Genomic DNA, 18,776 nt, shown 5'->3' with positions numbered 1-18,776 from the left:
CGCCATGGGCGACAACACCCCCCGTTTGCTGACCGTTGCCGTGACCTCGCGCGCGTTGTTCGACCTGGAAGAGGGTCACGCGCTGTTCGAGGCCGAAGGCGTGGACGCCTATGCCGAGTACCAGCGCAAGCACGAGGACGACGTGCTGCGCCCCGGCGTGGCGTTCCCGGTGGTGCGCAAGCTGCTGGCGCTCAACCAGGGCCAGTCACCGGAATCACCACGGGTGGAGGTCATCCTGCTGTCGCGCAATTCGGCCGACACCGGCCTGCGCATCTTCAATTCGATCCAGCATTACGACCTGGGCATCATCCGGGCGACCTTTACCGCGGGTGAACCGACCTGGCCATACGTGAAGCCGTTCGGCACCGACCTGTTCCTGTCGGCCAACCCGGAATCGGTGCGGCGTGCGCTGCGCCATGGCATCGCCGCGGCCACGATCCTCCCCAAGCCGCACGGCGAGACCCTCGCGGCGGCCGAACCGGTCGACATGAGCCAGCCGCTGGGCCAGCTTCGCATCGCCTTCGATGGTGACGCGGTGATCTTCGGCGATGAAAGCGAGCGCATCTCGCGCGAGCAGGGCGTGGAAGCGTTTGGCCGGCACGAGCGCGAGAACGCACGGGAACCGCTCAGCGGCGGTCCGTTCCGTAATTTCCTGTCGGCCCTGCACACCCTGCAGGCGGTGTTCCCGTCGGGCGAAGATGCGCCGATCCGCACCGCGCTGGTCACCGCGCGCTCGGCTCCGGCCCATGAGCGGGTGATCCGCACGCTGCGCGAATGGGGCGTGCGCCTGGATGAAGCCCTGTTCCTGGGCGGCCGCCACAAGGGGCCGTTCCTGGAAGCGTTCGGCGCGGACATCTTCTTCGACGATTCGCAGCACAACATCGACAGCGCCCGCCAGCACCTCAGCGTGGCCGCCGGCCACGTGCCCCACGGCGTCGCCAACGATTGACGGCGGTCACGACCAACGGTCGTGACCTACCGGTCAGGCGGACACATCGGGATGTCACGTCCGTTGGTCGTGACATCACGGTCGGGCGGATACATGGGTAGGTCACGACCGTTGGCCGCGACATCACGGTCGGGCGGATACATGGGTAGGTCACGACCGTTGGTCGTGACGCCGATTAATCGAGCGGGAGCTCGATATTCACCAGCTTCCAGCGCAACCCCTGACGCTGCAGCACGAACACGACCGGAGCGCCCTGCGCCGTGTGGGTGGTGGCGGTGAATCGTGACGTGGACTCGAACCGGTGCGTGGCACCTTCCAGCGGCCGCGCCGCACGCGGTGCCGCGTAGGCGTCATTGCTTTCCAGGTCATTGCTGGCCCGCTTCCACAGCGTATGGCCTTCCATCAACGCCCCGATCCCGGTCGGCGTGACCATCGCATCCACCGCGGTTCCGCTCAGCTTCTGGCCCACGGTCAGCAGCATGGCACCGACCAGGTTGGACTGCACATCCGGCCCGGCCCGGCGCACCACGTAATCGTCCAGCTGCGCGCGCAGGTTGGCGCGCAGCATCGGGAAGTCCACGTAGCGGTCCAGCGTCGAGGTATCCCGCTGTTCGACCGCTGCGGCCAGCCCACGCAGGGTCAGATACGGCCCGCTGACCAGCCAGCCCGCCAGCAGCCCCACGACCAGCCCCAGCAGCAGAAGCAGCTTTTTCATGGCGCCAGCTTGCCGCACCCCGCGTCAACGGAGGGTAGAGCCGCGCCGTGTGACCAGCGGGCGCCGTTTTGACGAACGCATCGCCATGCGCGCGGAGCCCACCGCCGGTCTCGGGTCAAAACTCCAGATCCAACGCAGCACACAGGTAGTCCACGAACGGCCCCAACGCCACCAGGTCCTTCGCCAGCGTCTGCCGCAGCTTCGGCCCGGTCATGGTCGCATCGTCCAGCGAACGCCAGAACACCCAGTTGCGGTGCTTCAGGTCATCGATGAACTCGAAGTCCGGCTCGAACCCGCGCGGCGCCCGCACCAGCTTCTCGCTTTCCTCGAAATCGAACTTCTTCCGCAGCGCCGGCGCATGCGCCGCCGCCTTCCACGCACCGGGGTTGTCCACGATGAAGTGGCGCACCTTGCGCTGGGTGGCCGGTTCGGGATGCCACAGGCCGGCGCCGACGAAGCACCCGCCCGGCTGCAGGTGGATGTAGAACGACGGCGCCGGCACCTGCTTGCGCCGCTCATGGAACAGCCGCGCCCCCTGCCAGGTCTTGTACGGCGACTTGTCGTTGGAGAAGCGCGCATCGCGGTAGATGCGGAACAGCGAGCCGCCCACGCCACGCGGGTCGGCGCGGAAGTGTTCGCTGACTGCGGCCAGGTCCGGCTGCAGGTCGCTGATCAGCTGCAGGAACGGCTGGCGCACGTGTTCCTCGTACTTCGGCTTGTGTTCGTTGAACCAGGTCTTGTCGTTGTTGCGCGCCAGCCCGCGCAGGAAGGTGAAGCTGGCGGGAGTGAAATAGGTGCTCACAGGCTCTGCTCCAGATCGGTGCCCCAGTCGCGCAGGTGCTGCAACAGGGCAAGTTTGGCCGGGTCGGCGGCATGCTCCAGCGCCAGCGTGTCCAGCTGCGCGCGGAAGTCGGGCAGGGTCTGTTCGCCCAGCCCGGCATCGCCGAGCAGGCGCTGCCGCCGGTAGTCGTTCCAGCGACCGCGCTCGCCGGCATCCAGCGTCTGCGGGTGGTTGCGCGCGCGGTAGCGGAACAGCAGCTCCGGCATGCGCGGGTCCTTCAGCCGCTCGGCGAAACCGGCCAGCTCGGCCGGCGGGCTGGTGCGCAGGCGCGTCATCAGGGCCTTGTCGCCGTCGGCCAGGAAGCCGTCGTACAACGAAGCATCCACATCGCTGACCGTGGCCACGCGCTCGCCGCCGTACACCTGCCGTACCTTCTCGACCAGCGCCGGGCCGGCCTCGCGCACGCGCGCGGCGTTGGCCTCCACCAGCGCCACGTCGATGCCCAGCCGGGCATGGTCGGCCGGGCGCAGGTGGTTCCAGGCCACCAGCGCCGGCACCTTGTTCAGGTGCACTTCCTTGAGCGGAACGCGCTGTTCGCCCTCGGCCAGGTCGGCGGCACGCGTGTACAGGCGCGCCGCCAGCGTCTCGGCCGGCAGGGCCAGCAACCCATCGATGTCGCCTTCCAGGTCCAGCGCGATGACCCGGTTGTTGATGTACGGGTGGCGTGCGATCGGCATCACCGGCGCGGCGCACATGCGCTGGGCCGGGTAGCGCATGGAGATGTGCAGCACCGGTTGCAGGGCGTCCACGTCGAGCAGGCTGCCGACGAAACGCTTGTCGCGCAGCTTCAGGGCGTAGTCCCACAGCCGCGGCTGGGCCTGCTTGAACAGGCGCGCCATGCCGATGGTGGCGTGCACGTCGGACAGCGCCTCGTGCGCGTCGCCCTGGCGCACGTCGTTGGCCAGCGCCAGGTGCTCAAGCTTGAACGAGGTCGCGCCGTCTTCGCGCTGCGGCCAGGCGATGCCGTCCGGGCGCAGCGCGTGCACCAGCCGCAGCATGTCCAGCAGGTCCCAGCGTGAGTTGCCGTTGCGCCACTCGCGTTCGTAGGGATCGAAGAAATTGCGGAACAGGCCGTGGCGCACGAACTCGTCGTCGAAGCGCAGCGTGTTGTAGCCCAGCGTGCAGGTGCCCGGGCGCGCCATCAGGTCGTTGATCCGCGCGAACGCCTCGGCCTCGCTGACCCCTTCGGCCAGCGCATGCTGCGGGGTGATGCCGGTGATCAGCGTGGCGATCGGCGAGGGCAGCAGGTCGTCAGCCGGCTTCACGTAGAAGCTCACCGGCGCGTCGACCATGTTCAGGTCGGCATCGGTGCGGATCGCGGCGAACTGCGCCACGCGGGTGCGGCGTGGGTCCTGGCCGAAGGTTTCCAGGTCGTAGAACAGGAAGCTGTCGGCCATCAGTGCGCGCCCTCCAGCACGGGCAGCTGTGCGTGGACCACGCGTTCCAGCGCGGGCCAGTCGATATGCTGCAGGCTGTCGTGGCCGGCGGTGGCCTGTTCCAGGATGCGCCGCTGCAGCTCGGTGCGTTCCAGCGCCACCGCGTACGGCGTGTGCAGGAAGGTGACCATGGTGTAGTGCGGCACGAAACGGGTGGGCCAGCGCGCCTGCAGCTGCTGCTCCAGTTCGCGCTGCAGCAGGAAGGCCGGGTCGGCCACGCGGTCGCGCATTTCCAGGTAGTTTTCCAGCGCCATCTGCTGGATCGCTTCGGCATTGGGCTTGCGCTCGGCTTCGAAGGCGGCGAAAGCCTGGGCCAGCGAATCCTGCTCCAGCAGGTGCCGGGCCAGCGCCACGCAGTCTTCGAACGCGCAGTTCATGCCCTGGCCGTGGAACGGCACCATCGCATGCGCGGCATCGCCAAGCAGCACCGCACGGCCCTGCAGGTGCCACTGGCGCAGGTGCAGGGTGCCGAGCAGGCCAGGTGGGTGTTCTTCCCAGTCGCGGCGCAGGTTCGGGATCAGCGCCAGCGCATCGGGGAAATCGCGCGCGAACAGCGCTTCGGCTTCGGCACCGCTGTTGGTGGTGGCGAAGCTGGGGTTGCCTTCGTTGGGCAGGAATAGGGTGACGGTGAAGGTGCCTTCGTCATTGGGCAGCGCGATGCACATGTAGTTGCCGCGCGGCCAGATGTGCAGGGCGTTGGCTTCGATCCGGAAGCCACCCTCATCGGTGGGCGGGATCTCCAGCTCCTTGTAGGAGTGGTCGAGGAACTCGATGCGCTCGTCCAGCGGGTGCTTGCGGTTCATGGCCGCGCGCAGCGCCGAGCCGGCGCCGTCGGCGCCGATCAGCGTATCGAAGCGAATGTCGTGCGGATGGTCGTCGCGGTCATCGATGAAACGCGCATAGCCGGCATCGAAATCCACGGTGTGCAGGCGACGGTGGAAGTGCACCTGCGCGCCTGCATCCTCGGCCAGCTGCAGCAGCGTGGTGTTGAGGTCCTTGCGATGGATGGACCAGATCACTTCGCTGTCATCGCGGCCATAGCGCTGCAGCTGCGGCTCGCCCTGGCGCGGGTGCACCATGCGGCCGCGCATCATCACCGCCTTGGCCATCACCGCGTCTTCGACCCCGGCCTGGCGCAGCGCATTGCGGCCGCGTTCGGCCAGGGCCAGGTTGATCGAGCGGCCGGACTCGTAATCGCTGATGCGCGGGTCGCCGCGGCGTTCGTACAGGGTGATCCGCCAGCCCTGGCGGGACAGCAGGATGGCCAGCAGGGAGCCGGCCAGGCCTGCGCCGATGATGCTCAGGGAGCGATGGGGGGTAGCGATCAAGGCGGTTCCGCGCAGGAGTGGGGGAGGGCGGCTTACAGGCCGGCCCAGGATTCCACTTCCTCGACGAAGTGGTGCAGGTCAAGGTAGCGGTTGTACAACGGGGTGGGCGAGATGCGGATCACATCGGGTTCGCGCCAGTCGCCCAGCACGCCCACGGTCTGCAGGTATTCGAACAGGTTGCGGCCGCGCTCGCGGCCGGCCACCACCCGCAGCGACAGCTGGCAGCCACGGCGTTCGGGTTCGCTGGGGGTAAGCACCTCGAGCACGCCGGGCAGGCGCGCGCGGACCAGCGCATCGAGCAGGCCGGTGAGCTGCAGCGACTTGTCGCGAAGGGCCTGGATGCCGCCGGCCTTGTCGATCACGTCAAGCGCGGCCCGCAGCGGGGCCAGCCCCAGCACCGGCGGGTTGCTCAGCTGCCAGCCTTCGGCGCCCACGGCCGGCACGAACTGCGGGGCCATCTTGAAGCGGGTGGCTTCCTCATGGCCCCACCAGCCGGCGAAGCGCGGCAGGCTGGCGTCGCGGTGGTGGCGTTCGTGCACGAAGCAGCCGGCCACGGCGCCGGGGCCGCTGTTGAGGTACTTGTAGTGGCACCACACGGCGAAGTCGGGCGCGATGTCGTGCAGCTGCAGCGGCACGTTGCCGACCGAGTGGGCCAGGTCGAAGCCGACCCGGGCGCCCTGCAGGCGCGCCATGCGGGTGATCGCGTCCAGGTCGAACACCTGGCCGCTGCGGTACTGCACGCCCGGCCACAGCACCAGCGCCAGGCGCGGGCCGTGTTCGGTGATGGCGCGTTCGATGGCCTGCAGCGAGATCGTGCCGTTGGGCTCATCCGGCTGCACTTCGACCAGGTCGGTGGCCGGGTCGAAGCCGTGGAAGCGGATCTGCGATTCCACCGCGTGGCGGTCGGTCGGGAAAGCGCCGGCCTCCATCAGGATCACCGGGCGTTCGGCGCTGGGCCGGTAGAAGCTGACCATCATCAGGTGCAGGTTCACGCTCAGCGTGTTCATGGCGACCACTTCGCTGGGCAGGGCGCCTACCACCTGGGCCAGCTGGCGGTTGACCAGCCGGTGGTAGCCCAGCCACTGGGTCTCGCCGGTGAAGTGGCCTTCCACCGCCAGCGCACCCCATTTGTCCATGACCTCCTGCACCGCGGCCTTGGCACCGCGCGGCTGCAGGCCCAGCGAATTACCGACGAAATAGGTCTGGTCGCGGTGGTTGTGCTGGGGGAACACGAACTCAGCGCGCAGCGCACGCAGCGGGTCGGCGGCGTCCAGGGCGGTGGCATGGGTGCGGCTGAGGAGCTCGGACATTGGACGATAGAGGTTGTCTGTGAAAACACAGTTTATCTATCTGTTTGGCCTATGGGATGAATCCGACATAGGGAGCAAAAACGACATGGTTTGACGTCAGAGGCCCGGTCTAACACCTTAGCGCCAGGCCCTGCCTGGCTGCCGTTCACGCACGGGCTCAGGTCGCCGGCAACGGATCCACGTGCCCACAGGCGTCGCACGTACGCAGCTCGAGCGAGGCCTGGTACTCGGCAAACACCTTCGGCAGGTCGGTCTCGATGTTCTCGAGGGTGAAAAACACCTCGTACAGCTTGTGGTTGCAGCGCTCGCAGAACCACATTACGCCATCGCGCTCGTGCGCCAGCCGCTTGCGCTCCACCACCAGGCCGACGCCGCCGGGCGGGCGGCGCGGGGAATGCGGCACCTTGCCGGGCAGCAGGAAGATCTCGCCGGCGCGGATCGGGATGTCCCGCACCGCGCCGTCTTCCTGCACCTTCAGCAGCATCTCGCCTTCCAGCTGGTAGAACCACTCCGGGCCTTCGTCGTAGTGGAAGTCGGTGCGGCTGTTCGGCCCGCCCACCACCATGATGATGAAGTCGCCGTTCTCGATCATCTTGTTGCCCACCGGCGGCTTGAGCAGGTGGCGGTTCTCTTCGATCCAGGCCAGCAGGTTGATCGGCGAAGCGAGCATGGGCGTATCCGTGGGTAAAGGTCAGTCGCGCTTGCCGCGGCGCGGCACGTGGGACAGCGCCTGTTCGTAGGCGGGCTGCAGGTCTTCCGGGGCACCCACGTCGATGCCCATCTCGCGCACCCGGCCGTCCTTCAGGCTGTACACCCAGCCGTGCACCATCAGCTTCTGGCCACGCGCCCAGGCGTCCTGCACGATGGTCGAGCGGCAGGCATTGACCACCTGCTCGATCACGTTGAGCTCGCACAGGCGCGCGTGCTTCAGGTCCGGATCGTCGATCGCGTCCAGGATCGCGGCGTGCTTCTGCGCCACGTCACTGACATGGCGCAGCCAGTTGTCGGCCAGGCCGACGCGCACGTTGTTGAGGCTGGCATGCACGCCGCCGCAGCCATAGTGGCCCACGATCAGGATGTGCTTGATCTTGAGCTGGTCCACCGCGTACTGGATCACGCTCAGGCAGTTCAGGTCGGTATGCACCACCACGTTGGCGATGTTGCGGTGGACGAACACCTCGCCCGGGGCCATGCCGATGATCTGGTTGGCCGGCACGCGCGAATCGGAACAGCCGATCCACAGGTATTCCGGATGCTGCTGCTTGGCCAGCTGGTGGAAGAACTCGGGGTCTTCCTTCTCGATCCGGTCGGCCCAGTCGCGGTTGTTCTGCAGCAGCTTGTGGATGTCTTTCATCAGTGCGGTACCTCTAGTTTCCAGCGCATCCACTGCGCCAGCTCATGCGAAGGAGGGGAATCGAGGGCCGACAGCGCGTCGATCACGCTGTGCTGGTTGGCTTCTGGATGGTTCTGGCTCAGTTTCAGCTTGACCTGTACCTGCTGGGCGCGGAAGCGGAAGCCGATGATGCCGGCCAGCATGCGCCGCTGGCGCGGCTCGAGCGGCAGCAGGTCCCAGTCGCCGCCCACCTGCGCCTCGTACTTGGCGCTGAGCCGGTCGAGCATGTCGATCAGGGCGTCCGGGTCGGTCACCGGTTCCAGGGTGCCGCGCAGTTCGGCGGCGGCATAGTTCCAGGTCGGCACGCGGGCCTGGGCATCCTTGTCCGGGTACCAGCCCGGCGACACATAGCCGTGCGGGCCGTGCACCAGCAGCAGCGCCGGGCCGGCGTGGCCGGCCTGTGGGTTGGGCCGGGCCCAGTGCCCTTCGATCAGGATCTCCTGCCCGTCGCGCCGGTACACCACCGGCAGCAGGGTCACCTGCGGCAGGCCGTCGCTGCCGGTGGTGACCACGGTGACGAACGCATCGCGTTCCAGCAGCCGGTCCAGCCAGGCCAGGTCGGTCTCAACGAAGTCGGCCGGGATGAACATGGTCGGCTCAGGCGCGCGCGCCGAGGCTGATCACCATGTGGCCGCGCAGCGCGTCATCACTGTCGGCCTGGGGCGGGCTGACGTCGTGCAGGCTGAAGCCGCGGATCAGCGCGTCTTCCTCGTCCAGGCCGTCAAAGGCCACGAACTCGGCGTCGAACAGCTGCGAACGGGCGGTGTCTTCGCTGTCGTAGCTCAGGGTATTGCCGTCGCTGTCGAGCACTTCGGCGGTGCCGCCCGGGCGGACCCGCAGGCGTGCCCAGATCAGGGTGTTGCCCAGGCTGGCGAGGAACCACTGGTCGGAGTGGGCGGTGATGTCAGTCATGTCAGTACCATCGAAAGCAGCCAGAGCAGGGCGGCCATGCCCAGTCCGGCCAGCAGGGTGAGCAGCGACAGCCAGGCCGGCGTGGCCAGCCCCGACAGCGAGCGGTCGGGGGTGTCGCGGTAATCGCGGCCCAGCAGCCAGCGCAGCGCGTCCGGGCGCAGGAAGGCGCCACTGCCGAAGCGGTCGGCCAGGGCAGGGTGGCGGTCGCGGATGTGCACCAGCGTCAGCGGCCAGAAGATCACGAAGGCACTGAACCCGGCGATCGCCACGCCGACGAAGCACAGCGCGAAGAACAGGGTCATGGGCGTGCCTCCGTGGAAAGGATCAGAACTCGGCGCTGCCCGGTGCGCGCGGGTAGGGGATCGCATCGCGGATGTTGCCCAGCCCGCACACGTACACCACCAGGCGCTCGAAGCCGAGGCCGAAACCGGCGTGCGGCACCGAACCGTAGCGGCGGAAATCGCGGTACCAGCCGTAGTGGGCCGGGTCCAGGCCGAACTGCGCCATGCGCGCGTCCAGCACGTCCAGGCGCTCTTCGCGCTGGCTGCCGCCGATGATCTCGCCGATGCCCGGGGCCAGCACGTCCATCGCGGCAACGGTCTTGCCGTCGTCGTTCAGGCGCATGTAGAAGGCCTTGATGTGCTCGGGGTAGTTGGTCACCACCACCGGGCGGCCGATGTGTTCCTCGGTCAGCCAGCGCTCGTGTTCGGTCTGCAGGTCCAGGCCCCATTCGACCGGGAAGTCGAACTTTTTGCCGGAGTTCTGCAGCAGCTTCACCGCTTCGCTGTAGTCGATCTGCTCGAACGGCGCGTTGATGAAGTCTTCCAGCTTCTTGATCGCGTTCTTGTCCACGCGCTCGGCCAGGAAGGCCAGGTCGTCGCCGCGCTCGTCGAGCACCGCGCGGAACAGGTACTTCAGGAACTGCTCGGCCAGGCGTGCGTCTTCGGCCAGGTCGGCGAAGGCGATTTCCGGCTCGATCATCCAGAACTCCGCCAGGTGGCGGGTGGTGTTGGAATTCTCGGCGCGGAAGGTCGGGCCGAAGGTGTACACCTTGCTCAGCGCCAGGCAGTAGGCCTCGACATTGAGCTGGCCGGACACGGTCAGGAAGGTTTCCTTGCCGAAGAAGTCGCGGCTGAAATCGACCTCGCCCTGCGCGGTGCGCGGCAGGTTCACCATGTCCAGCGTGGAGACGCGGAACATCTGCCCGGCGCCTTCGGCGTCGGAGGTGGTGATGATCGGGGTGCTGATCCAGTTGAACCCGTTCTGGTGGAAGAACCGGTGCACGGCCTGGGCCAGGCAGTTGCGGATGCGGGTGACCGCGCCGAACAGGTTGGTGCGCGGGCGCAGGTGGGCCACTTCGCGCAGGAACTCGGCGCTCATCGGCTTGGGCTGGATCGGGTAGGTCAGCGGGTCTTCGACCAGGCCGACGATCTCGATGTCGCTGGCCTGGATCTCGAACGACTGGCCCTTGCCCTGGGACTTGACCAGGGTGCCGCGGGCGATGACCGAGCAGCCCGGGGTCAGCGCCTTCACTTCGTCGAAGTTGCCCAGGGTGTCATTGGCCACCACCTGGATGGGGGCGAAACAGGAGCCATCGGTGACATTGACGAAGGCAAGCGCCGCAGACCCGCGCACCGTGCGCACCCAGCCCCGTACTGTTGCCTCGCCGCCTTCCGGGATCTTCCCGGCAAGCGCATGTTCAACGCTGACCACCGTCATGACTTGAATCCTCTGTTGATCGACTCGATCTCTGAACGAGGAGTTTAACGGTTGCAGCGTTCTGCTTGCGAGGCATTTCTGGCTGGGCCGTGGACCTATAATGTGTCCCATCTGCTGGAGTCGTCCGTCATGGCTGTCACCCTTACCCCTGTTGCCTTCACCCGTGTCCAGAAGTTCGTGGCCCAGACCCCGGGTGCCTTGGGCCTGCGCTTCGGCGTGACCCGCACCGGCTGTTCGGGCTGGGGCCACATCACCGACCTGGCCCGCGACGAGCGCCCCGGCGACACCGTCTTCCAGCAGGACGGGGTGAGCATTTACGTGGACGCCGACAGCCTGGCGCTGGTCGACGGCACCGAAATCGACTTCGGCAAGCAGGGCCTGAGCGAGACCTTCACGTTCAGGAATCCGAACGCCACCGCCGAGTGCGGTTGCGGCGAGAGCTTCACCACCGAGGCCGACAAGGCCTGAATCCGGGCCCGGGCGCCGCCCGGCTTGCCCGGAACCCTTTCTGCTGCGATAATGCGCGGCTTCCTGCCTGATTCCTGGCAGGACCCTTGCTCCACCGCGTTCACCTGCGGGGGGCTGTCCGGCCCGAAAGGGCCACATCCGAAAGGTAAATACACATGAGTCGTCATTACGAAGTCGTGTTCATGGTCCACCCGGACCAGAGCGAGCAGGTTCCGGCCATGATCGAGCGCTACAAGGCGCTGGTCGAGAACGGCAACGGCACCATCCACCGTCTGGAAGACTGGGGCCGTCGTCAGCTGGCCTACCCGATCCAGAACCTGGTGAAGGCCCACTACGTCATGCTCAACATCGAAGTTGACCAGGCCGTGCTGAGCGAACTGACCGAAAGCTTCCGCTTCAACGACGCAGTGCTGCGCAACCTGGTCATCGTGCGCCCGGGCGCCGATACCGAGCAGTCGCTGATCATGAAGAGCAAGGACGAGAAGGGCGACAAGCCCGAGCGTGGTGAGCGTCGTCGTCGTGATGACGAAGAAGGCGAAACCACCCCCGCCGCTGACAACGATGCCGGCGACGACGCCGCTTCGGCCGCTTAAGGAGCACTGACATGTCCAAGTTCTTCCGTCGCCGCAAGTTCTGCAAGTTCACGGCCGAAGGTGTCAAGGAGATCGATTACAAGGATCTCAACACCCTGCGCCAGTACCTCACCGAGAACGGCAAGATCGTGCCGAGCCGCGTGACCGGTACCAAGTCGAAGTACCAGCGCCAGCTGGCAACGGCCGTCAAGCGCGCCCGTTTCCTGGCCCTGATTCCGTACACCGACAACCACGACGTCTGATGAAAGCCGGCGACCCCGGTCGCCGCTTTCGTAGTCCCCACCGCCCGCGCCGTTTGGCAGCGGGCGGTGCCGGGTCTACCGTTCGGATATTCGGACAGCCAAACGCTGCGGGGCCTGCCTCGCTAACGAATACATATATTGGAGCTGCACCATGAAGCTGATTCTTATCCAGAAGGTCACCAACCTCGGCGGTCTGGGCGACATCGTTGATGTGAAGCCGGGCTACGGCCGTAACTTCCTCGTTCCGAAGGGCAAGGCCCTGCCGGCCACCGCTGCCAACGTTGCCGAGCTGGAAGAGAAGCGCGCCGAGTACCAGGCCAAGGCTGACTCGATCCTGGCCGACGCCGAAGCCCGCAAGGCTGCGCTGGAAGGCAAGAGCGTGACCGTTGCCGCCAATGCATCGACCGAAGGCAAGCTGTTCGGTTCGGTTGGCCCGCGCGATATCGCCGAAGCCTTCACCAAGGCCGGCCTGCCGCTGGAAAAGAGCGAAGTCATCCTGGGCGAAGGCGCCTTCCGCAACGTGGGCGAGTACGAGGTGGTCGTCCACCTGCACGCCGACGTCGAAACCACCGTCAAGGTGGTGGTGGAAGCCGAAGCCTGATCCCTGCCGCAAGGCTGGAATCGCTGAAACGGGCGCCCGCGAGGGTGCCCGTTTTTGTTTTTGGGGTTTTGGTTCTTCAGGGATGGCGCCGAGAGCAGCGCCTTGATTTCCGCGCGCGGGGAGGCCGGCGGGCAGCCCCTTACGGGACACGCCGTAAACCCATCCATGGGGGCTTGGCAAAAACATCCATGTTTTTGACAGTCCCTACAGGGGCTGCCCGCCGGCCTCCCCCCACAGATCGTCGCAGTCGGATGGAAAGGCAGCCACGCAGGGCGTGGCTCTACGCGGATCGGGCGCCGTAGGGTCGGTTCCCAAACGACTGCCGATAACCTCAATCAGCCGGGTAACGCATGACCAACGCCGAAGAGGGCGTTTGATTGCCATGCGCACCAGCCTTCCTCGGGCGGGGCGGGGTGGGTGGGTTGGCGGGAGCGTAGAGCGCCATGGGCGCGGCGCATGCGCCGCGCGGGTTGGGCAGGACGCCCAACCCCGGTCTTGCCGTGTACGCAGGATTGCGTACACGCGCAAGGCGCGAACGAGCCTACACGGACGTACTTGCGGCGTGTCCCGACAACCCACCCACCCCGACCCGCTGACCGACAGCCTGCGAGCCCAAGGCTTTGGCTCTGGCTTTTGCCCCAAAGCCCACAACCGCCCGCAAAACACCCGCCCCGTTATACTCGGCCCATCGCGACTGTCCTAAAGCCAACCACGCCATGCGTCTGTCCACGATCAAGTTGTCCGGCTTCAAGTCCTTCGTAGACCCGACCACCCTGCATCTGCCCACCAACATGACCGGCGTGGTAGGGCCCAATGGCTGTGGCAAGTCCAACATCATCGATGCCGTGCGCTGGGTCATGGGCGAGAGCTCGGCCAGCCGCCTGCGTGGCGATTCGCTGACCGACGTGATCTTCTCCGGCTCCTCCGCGCGCAAGCCCGTCTCGCAGGCGACCGTCGAACTGATTTTCGACAATACCGACCACACCATCAGCGGCGAGTACGCCTCGTTCAACGAAATCTCGGTCAAGCGCACCGTCAGCCGCGACGGCAGCAGCAACTACTACCTCAACGGCACCAAGTGCCGCCGCCGCGACATCACCGACCTGTTCCTCGGCACCGGCCTGGGCCCGCGCAGCTACTCCATCATCGAACAGGGCATGATCAGCCAGATCATCGAAGCCCGCCCCGAAGACCTGCGCGTCTACCTCGAAGAAGCCGCCGGCATCTCCAAGTACAAGGAGCGCCGCAAGGAAACCGAGACCCGTATCCGCCACACCCGTGAGAACCTCGACCGCCTGAGCGACCTGCGCGAGGAAATCGGCAAGCAGCTCGAACACCTCAAGCGCCAGGCCCGCCAGGCAGAGCAGTACCAGGGCCTGCAGGAAGAACGCCGGGTCAAGGATGCCGAGTGGAAGGCGCTCGAATTCCGCAACCTCGATACCCGCCTTGGGGGCCTGCGCGAAGCGCTGTCCCAGGAAGAAACCCGCCTGCAGCAGTTCATCGCCGAACAGCGCGACGCCGAAGCCCGCATCGAAACCAGCCGCGTGCGCCGCGAAGAGGCCGCCGATGCCCTGAGCACCGCCCAGGCCGAGGTCTACCAGGTCGGCAGCACCCTGGCCCGGCTGGAACAGCAGATCCAGCACCAGCGCGAAATGTCCCAGCGCCTGCACAAGGCCCGCGACGAAACCCAGCAGGCGCTGGCAGAGCTGGGCCAGCACATCAGCGGCGATGAGGCCCGGTTGATGGTGCTGCGTGAAGCCGTTGAGCTGGCCGAGCCGCAGCTGGAACAGCTGCAGGAAGAAAACGAGATCAAGCAGGAAGCCCTGCGCGACGCCGAGGCCAAGCTGGCCGACTGGCAGGCCCGCTGGGAAGCGCATACCCGCACCACCTCCGAAGCCTCGCGCGCCGGCGAAGTCGAGCGCACCCGCGTCGACTACCTCGACCGCCAGGTGCTCGAAGCCGATCGTCGCCGCGAAGCCCTCACGGGCGAGCGCACCGGGCTGGACCTGGACGCGCTGGCCGAAGTGTTCGAAGAGCTGCAGCTCCAGCACGAAACCCAGAAGGCCTCGCTGGACGGCCTGACCGAGCAGGTGGAAGCTCGCAAGGAAGCCGTGGCCGGGCTGCAGGACCGCCAGCGCACCGGGCAGACCGAGCTGGCCGAGATCCGCAAGCAGGCCCAGGCCGCGCGCGGCCGCCTGTCCTCGCTGGAAACCCTGCAGCAGGCCGCGCTCGGCCAGGAGCAGGGTGCAGCCGTGGCCTGGCTCAAGCAGCACGGGCTGGACTCGGGCGCGCGCGTGGGCGAACGGCTCACGGTGGAAAGCGGCTGGGAAAACGCCGTGGAAAGCGCGCTGGGGCAGCTGATCGAGGGCGTGCTGGTGGACGCCCCGGAACAGCTGGTCGGCGCGCTGGCCGAGCTGGGTGACGGGCGCATCGCGCTGGTCTCGGCCGACCAGGGCCCGCTGCAGGTCGCCCCGACCTCGCTGGCGGCCAAGGTAGAGGGCCCCACCGCGATCCGCCGGCTGCTGGCCCGCCTGCACGCCGCCGAGGACCTGGAACAGGCGCGGGCGCTGCAGGCCTCGCTGGGCGAAGGTGATTCGGTGATCACCCGCGGCGGCGAACGCCTGGGCGAGGGCTGGGTGCGCGTGTCGCGCTCGGGCGCGGCCAAGCAGGGCGCGCTGCTGCGCGAACGCGAAATCGTCAGCCTGCGCGAACAGATCGATACCCTGCAGGAACGCGAAGCCGAACTGGAAAACCGGCTGGCCGGATTCCGTGACCAGCTGCTGGCCGGCGAGCAGCAGCGCGAAGACGCCCAGCGCCAGCTGTACGTAGCGCACCGCAGCGTGTCCGAACTCGGTGGCCAGCTGCAGAGCCAGCAGGGCAAGGTCGAGGCCGCCCGCACCCGCATCGACCGTATCGAAGGCGAGCTCTCGCAGCTGCTGGAGACCCTGGACGCCAGCCGCGAACAGGTGCGCGAAGCACGTGCACGCCTGGATGAAGCGGTCAACAGCATGGGCGACCTGGAATCGGTCCGGCATGCGCTGGAAAGCGAACGCCGCCAGCTCGGCGAAGCCCGCGACCGCGCCCGCGAAGCCGCGCGCAGCGTGCGCGAGAGTTCGCATTCGCTGGCCCTGACCCTCGAATCGCAGCGTACCCAGGTGGCCTCGCTGAGCCAGGCCCTGGAGCGCATGAGCACCCAGCGTGGCCAGCTCGATTCGCGCCTGGGCGAACTGCATTCGCAGCTCGACGACGGCGATTCGCCGGTGCTGACCCTGGAAGCCGAACACCAGAACGCCCTGGGCGAGCGCGTACGCGCCGACCGCGTGCTGGGCGAAGCGCGCACGCTGCTGGAAGGCATCGACGCCGAACTGCGCACGTTCGAACAGACCCGCCACCAGCGTGACGAGCAGGCCCTGGCCCAGCGCGAGCGCATTTCCCAGCGCAAGCTCGACCAGCAGGCGCTGGTGCTCAGCGCCGAACAGCTCACCGCCTCGGTCGAGAAGGCCGGGTTCGTGCTGCAGGATGTGATCAACACCCTGCCCGAAGATGCCCGCATCAGCGACTGGGAACAGACCGTGCACCAGATCGACGGCCGCATGCGCCGGCTGGAGCCGGTCAACCTGGCCGCCATCCAGGAATACGGCGAGGCCTCGCAGCGCTCGGAGTATCTGGATGCGCAGAACACCGACCTGACCACCGCGCTGGAAACCCTGGAAGACGCCATCCGCAAGATCGACCGCGAAACCCGCGGCCGCTTCAAGGACACCTTCGACCGCGTCAACGCCGGCGTCCAGCAGCTGTACCCGCGCCTGTTCGGCGGCGGCCATGCCTACCTGGAACTGACGGGTGAAGACCTTCTCGACACGGGTGTGACCATCATGGCGCGCCCGCCTGGCAAGCGGGTGTCCAGCATCTCGCTGCTGTCCGGCGGCGAGAAGGCGATGACCGCGGTGGCGCTGGTGTTTGCGATCTTCCAGCTCAACCCCGCGCCGTTCTGCCTGCTGGACGAAGTGGACGCGCCATTGGATGAAGCCAACGTGGGCCGCCTGGCCAACATGGTCAAGGAAATGAGCGAGAAGGTGCAGTTCCTGTTCGTGAGCCACAACAAGGCCACGATGGAGGCAGCGCACCAGCTCTCGGGCGTGACCATGCGCGAGCCGGGCGTCAGCCGCCTGGTCAGCGTGGACCTGGAAGAGGCGGCACGATTGGCGGGCGCGGCCTGACGTGCCATGCTTACCTGAACGTATTTAGCCGGAGACCCCTCGAATGTCCGACATGGCAATGCTCCGCATCGGCATCCTGGCCGCCGGCCTGCTGCTGATTGCTGCGATCTTCCTGTTTGGCCGGCCGCGGAAAAAATCGCAGGGCCGCCGCGTGGAAGGTGCCGAAGGTGCCGCAGGCCAGCGCCGTGAGCCGCTGCTGGGCGAACAGGAAGCCGGTGCCGCTGGCGGCGGCTTCACCGACGAGAACGGCGTGACCCAGGCCGAACTGGGCCTGCCCGAGGTGGATGCCAGCCCGGCCAGCGACCTGGGCAAGCGCGCCACCCAGGATTTCGACAAGATCGTCTCGCTGTTCGTGGCGGCACGCGCCGGTGAGGTGCTGCGCGGCGAAGACATCGTGGTGGCCGCCGAAAAGACCGGCCTGGTGTTCGGCCACATGAACGTGTTCCACCGGCTGGTGGAAGGCCACCCCGAGCGCGGACCGATCTTCTCCATGGCCAGCATCATGAAGCCGGGCAGTTTCGACATGGCCACCATCCGCGAGATGGAAACCCCGGCCATCGCGTTCTTCCTGACCCTGCCGGCGCCGATGACCGCGCTGGATGCCTGGGAAAAGATGCTGCCGACGGTGGAGCGCATGGCCGAGCTGCTCGATGCCGTCGTGCTTGACGACAGCAAGGCCAGCCTGGGCCGCCAGCGCATCGCGCACATCCGCGACGAGCTGCGCGCGTACGACCGGCAGCACCAGGCGCCGCCGCTGACCAAAGCCCCGCGCTGGTAACCGGCGCGGGGAAACGTTGCGGTCAACCCAACCGTTACGTCATCCGTTCGATGCCACCACTGCCGCGAATGCCTCGCGGAACGCCGCCATTTCCGCTTCGGTACCCACGCTGACGCGGACCACCTGCGGCCAGATCGGCCAGCTGCGGCCGATCACCACGCCACGCTCGGCCATCGCCTTGGTGAACGCTGCGCCATCGCGCTGCACATCGACCATGAAGCAGTTGGCCTCCGTCGGCAGGCAGCGGAAACCGCGCTTCTCCAACCACTGCACCGTGGCCTGGCGCACCCGGGTGTTCTGCTCGCGCCGTTGTTGCACCAGCCCCGGCTCACGCAGGCTCGCCAACCCTGCCGCCAGCGCCGTCACCGGCAGCGGGTTGTCGCCCAGGCTGGCCAGCTCGCGCAGCCGGTCCGGATGCGCGGCGGCCACGCCCAGGCGCAACCCGGCCATGCCGTACAGCTTGGAGAACGTGCGCAGCACGATCACGTCATCGCGCTGCATCACCTGCGCGATCACCGAGCGCTGCGCGCTGAACTGCAGGTAGGCCTCGTCCACCAGCAGGCGCGTCTGCGCCGGCTTGTTGGCCAGCAACCAGGCAATGTCGTCGGTGGGCGTGATCGAGCCGGTGGGATTGTTGGGATTGCACAGGTACAGCAACCCGGCGCTGACCCGCGTGGCCGCATCGACCATCGCGCGCACATCGTGCGCACCGTCGGCACGCAGCGGCACCTTCTCCACCGTGGCCCCGCGCGCGGCCGCCAGATCGCCCAGGCTTTCGAACGTCGGGTCGGCCACCACCAGCCCGGCGGTGGGCGAGGTCCAGACCACGGCAGCACGGTTCAAGGGTTCGCTGGAGCCGGGGAACAGCCGCACGCGGTCCGCAGCCAGGCCTTCCTGCTGCGCGAACGCATCGCGCAGCTCGCCGGCCAGCGCGAACAGGTAGCGCCCGCTGTCGGCCACGATGTCGCGGGCTGCGGCCTGTGCGGCAGCGGAAGGGCCGTACGGACTTTCGTTGAAGTTGAGCAGCACCGGGCCGGCACCGGCCGCACGGGCGGGCAGGGCGGGGCTGGCGGTCGCCCGGCCCAGACCGATACCGGACAGGGCCAGGCCGGTACCGGCCAGCTGCAGGAAGGAACGGCGGGACGAGACGGTCGATGACATCGCGGGAACACCGAAGGCGGGACAATGCCGGCACGCTAGCGCCACGCGGCGGGGCAGGCAAGGCATGGCGTCGATTCTGCGGCGCGTACCCGTGGGTCACCTGATCCGAG

At 67.4% G+C, this 18,776-nt stretch carries 19 protein-coding genes; 7 read left to right on the top strand and 12 right to left on the bottom strand.

Translation table 11 applies throughout. The annotated features are described in order from the left end of the window. Positions 1 to 4: 4 nt before the first annotated feature. Positions 5 to 949 (top strand): 5'-nucleotidase, encoded by a 945-nt coding sequence (locus NMB40_RS10660; protein WP_068852910.1) that lies wholly within the window; start codon positions 5 to 7, stop codon positions 947 to 949. A 175-nt stretch (positions 950 to 1,124) separates the two neighbouring features. On the opposite strand, the gene NMB40_RS10655 is transcribed toward NMB40_RS10660, so the two are convergent. From NMB40_RS10655 to asnS, 11 genes are all read right to left on the bottom strand, one after another. After that, a complete protein-coding gene (locus tag NMB40_RS10655; protein WP_494361012.1) occupies positions 1,125 to 1,664 on the bottom strand; it encodes a DUF2939 domain-containing protein in 540 nt (179 codons plus the stop codon). Positions 1,665 to 1,779: 115 nt separating this feature from the next. Continuing rightward, entirely contained in the window at positions 1,780 to 2,466 is a 687-nt protein-coding gene (locus NMB40_RS10650) for a DUF2461 domain-containing protein (protein ID WP_282247937.1), read from the bottom strand. After that, positions 2,463 to 3,902, bottom strand: a complete 1,440-nt coding sequence (gene sbcB, locus NMB40_RS10645) for an exodeoxyribonuclease I (protein WP_494361011.1) — start codon at positions 3,900 to 3,902, stop codon at positions 2,463 to 2,465. The genes NMB40_RS10650 and sbcB overlap by 4 nt, the downstream gene beginning before the upstream one ends. Beyond that, entirely contained in the window at positions 3,902 to 5,269 is a 1,368-nt protein-coding gene (locus tag NMB40_RS10640; RefSeq protein WP_494361010.1) for an FAD-dependent oxidoreductase, read from the bottom strand. The genes sbcB and NMB40_RS10640 overlap by 1 nt, the downstream gene beginning before the upstream one ends. A 32-nt stretch (positions 5,270 to 5,301) precedes the next feature. Then, entirely contained in the window at positions 5,302 to 6,579 is a 1,278-nt protein-coding gene (gene kynU, locus NMB40_RS10635) for a kynureninase (protein WP_494361009.1), read from the bottom strand. Between the two features lie 157 nt (positions 6,580 to 6,736). Further along, the gene (locus NMB40_RS10630; RefSeq protein WP_494361008.1) at positions 6,737 to 7,249 is read right to left on the bottom strand and encodes a 3-hydroxyanthranilate 3,4-dioxygenase; all 513 of its coding nucleotides are present in this window, start codon (positions 7,247 to 7,249) and stop codon (positions 6,737 to 6,739) included. A gap of 21 nt (positions 7,250 to 7,270) precedes the next feature. After that, positions 7,271 to 7,933 carry a carbonate dehydratase gene (gene can / locus NMB40_RS10625; RefSeq protein ID WP_448143043.1) on the bottom strand — a complete coding sequence of 221 codons (663 nt, stop codon included), beginning with the start codon at positions 7,931 to 7,933 and terminating at the stop codon, positions 7,271 to 7,273. Beyond that, positions 7,933 to 8,562: an FMN-binding negative transcriptional regulator gene (locus NMB40_RS10620; protein WP_494361007.1), complete on the bottom strand. Its 630-nt coding sequence runs from the start codon at positions 8,560 to 8,562 to the stop codon at positions 7,933 to 7,935. Before NMB40_RS10620 ends, can begins: the two co-directional genes overlap by 1 nt. A 7-nt stretch (positions 8,563 to 8,569) precedes the next feature. After that, on the bottom strand, positions 8,570 to 8,884 hold the full coding sequence (locus NMB40_RS10615; RefSeq protein ID WP_494361006.1) for a hypothetical protein: 315 nt from the start codon (positions 8,882 to 8,884) through the stop codon (positions 8,570 to 8,572). Further along, positions 8,881 to 9,186, bottom strand: a complete 306-nt coding sequence (locus NMB40_RS10610; protein WP_093532547.1) for a hypothetical protein — start codon at positions 9,184 to 9,186, stop codon at positions 8,881 to 8,883. The genes NMB40_RS10615 and NMB40_RS10610 overlap by 4 nt, the downstream gene beginning before the upstream one ends. A gap of 22 nt (positions 9,187 to 9,208) precedes the next feature. Then, positions 9,209 to 10,603, bottom strand: a complete 1,395-nt coding sequence (gene asnS / locus NMB40_RS10605; protein ID WP_494361005.1) for an asparagine--tRNA ligase — start codon at positions 10,601 to 10,603, stop codon at positions 9,209 to 9,211. A 129-nt stretch (positions 10,604 to 10,732) separates the two neighbouring features. Here asnS and NMB40_RS10600 point away from each other — a divergent pair, with 129 nt between their 5' ends. The 6 genes from NMB40_RS10600 (at position 10,733) to zipA (ending at position 17,505) form a co-directional block, all read left to right on the top strand. Then, positions 10,733 to 11,071, top strand: coding sequence for a HesB/IscA family protein (locus tag NMB40_RS10600; protein WP_282247947.1), 339 nt, complete (start codon positions 10,733 to 10,735; stop codon positions 11,069 to 11,071). A gap of 155 nt (positions 11,072 to 11,226) precedes the next feature. Further along, complete coding sequence (gene rpsF, locus NMB40_RS10595) at positions 11,227 to 11,664, top strand: 30S ribosomal protein S6 (RefSeq protein ID WP_068852876.1); 438 nt, start codon at positions 11,227 to 11,229, stop codon at positions 11,662 to 11,664. Positions 11,665 to 11,675: 11 nt separating this feature from the next. Then, entirely contained in the window at positions 11,676 to 11,906 is a 231-nt protein-coding gene (rpsR, locus tag NMB40_RS10590; protein ID WP_002804494.1) for a 30S ribosomal protein S18, read from the top strand. A gap of 151 nt (positions 11,907 to 12,057) precedes the next feature. Beyond that, positions 12,058 to 12,507, top strand: coding sequence for a 50S ribosomal protein L9 (gene rplI / locus NMB40_RS10585; RefSeq protein WP_494361004.1), 450 nt, complete (start codon positions 12,058 to 12,060; stop codon positions 12,505 to 12,507). Between the two features lie 716 nt (positions 12,508 to 13,223). Beyond that, positions 13,224 to 16,727 (top strand): chromosome segregation protein SMC, encoded by a 3,504-nt coding sequence (gene smc, locus NMB40_RS10580; RefSeq protein ID WP_494361003.1) that lies wholly within the window; start codon positions 13,224 to 13,226, stop codon positions 16,725 to 16,727. 43 nt (positions 16,728 to 16,770) lie between these two features. After that, positions 16,771 to 17,505 carry a cell division protein ZipA gene (gene zipA, locus NMB40_RS10575; protein ID WP_494361002.1) on the top strand — a complete coding sequence of 245 codons (735 nt, stop codon included), beginning with the start codon at positions 16,771 to 16,773 and terminating at the stop codon, positions 17,503 to 17,505. Positions 17,506 to 17,544: 39 nt separating this feature from the next. On the opposite strand, the gene NMB40_RS10570 is transcribed toward zipA, so the two are convergent. Next, positions 17,545 to 18,666 carry a pyridoxal phosphate-dependent aminotransferase gene (locus NMB40_RS10570; protein WP_494361001.1) on the bottom strand — a complete coding sequence of 374 codons (1,122 nt, stop codon included), beginning with the start codon at positions 18,664 to 18,666 and terminating at the stop codon, positions 17,545 to 17,547. Positions 18,667 to 18,776: the final 110 nt, after the last annotated feature.

The organism is Stenotrophomonas sp. FBCC-B152, assembly GCF_059134105.1.
Note: the sequence above shows the minus strand (reverse complement) of the source record. Positions and strands in the feature narration are given on the sequence as shown.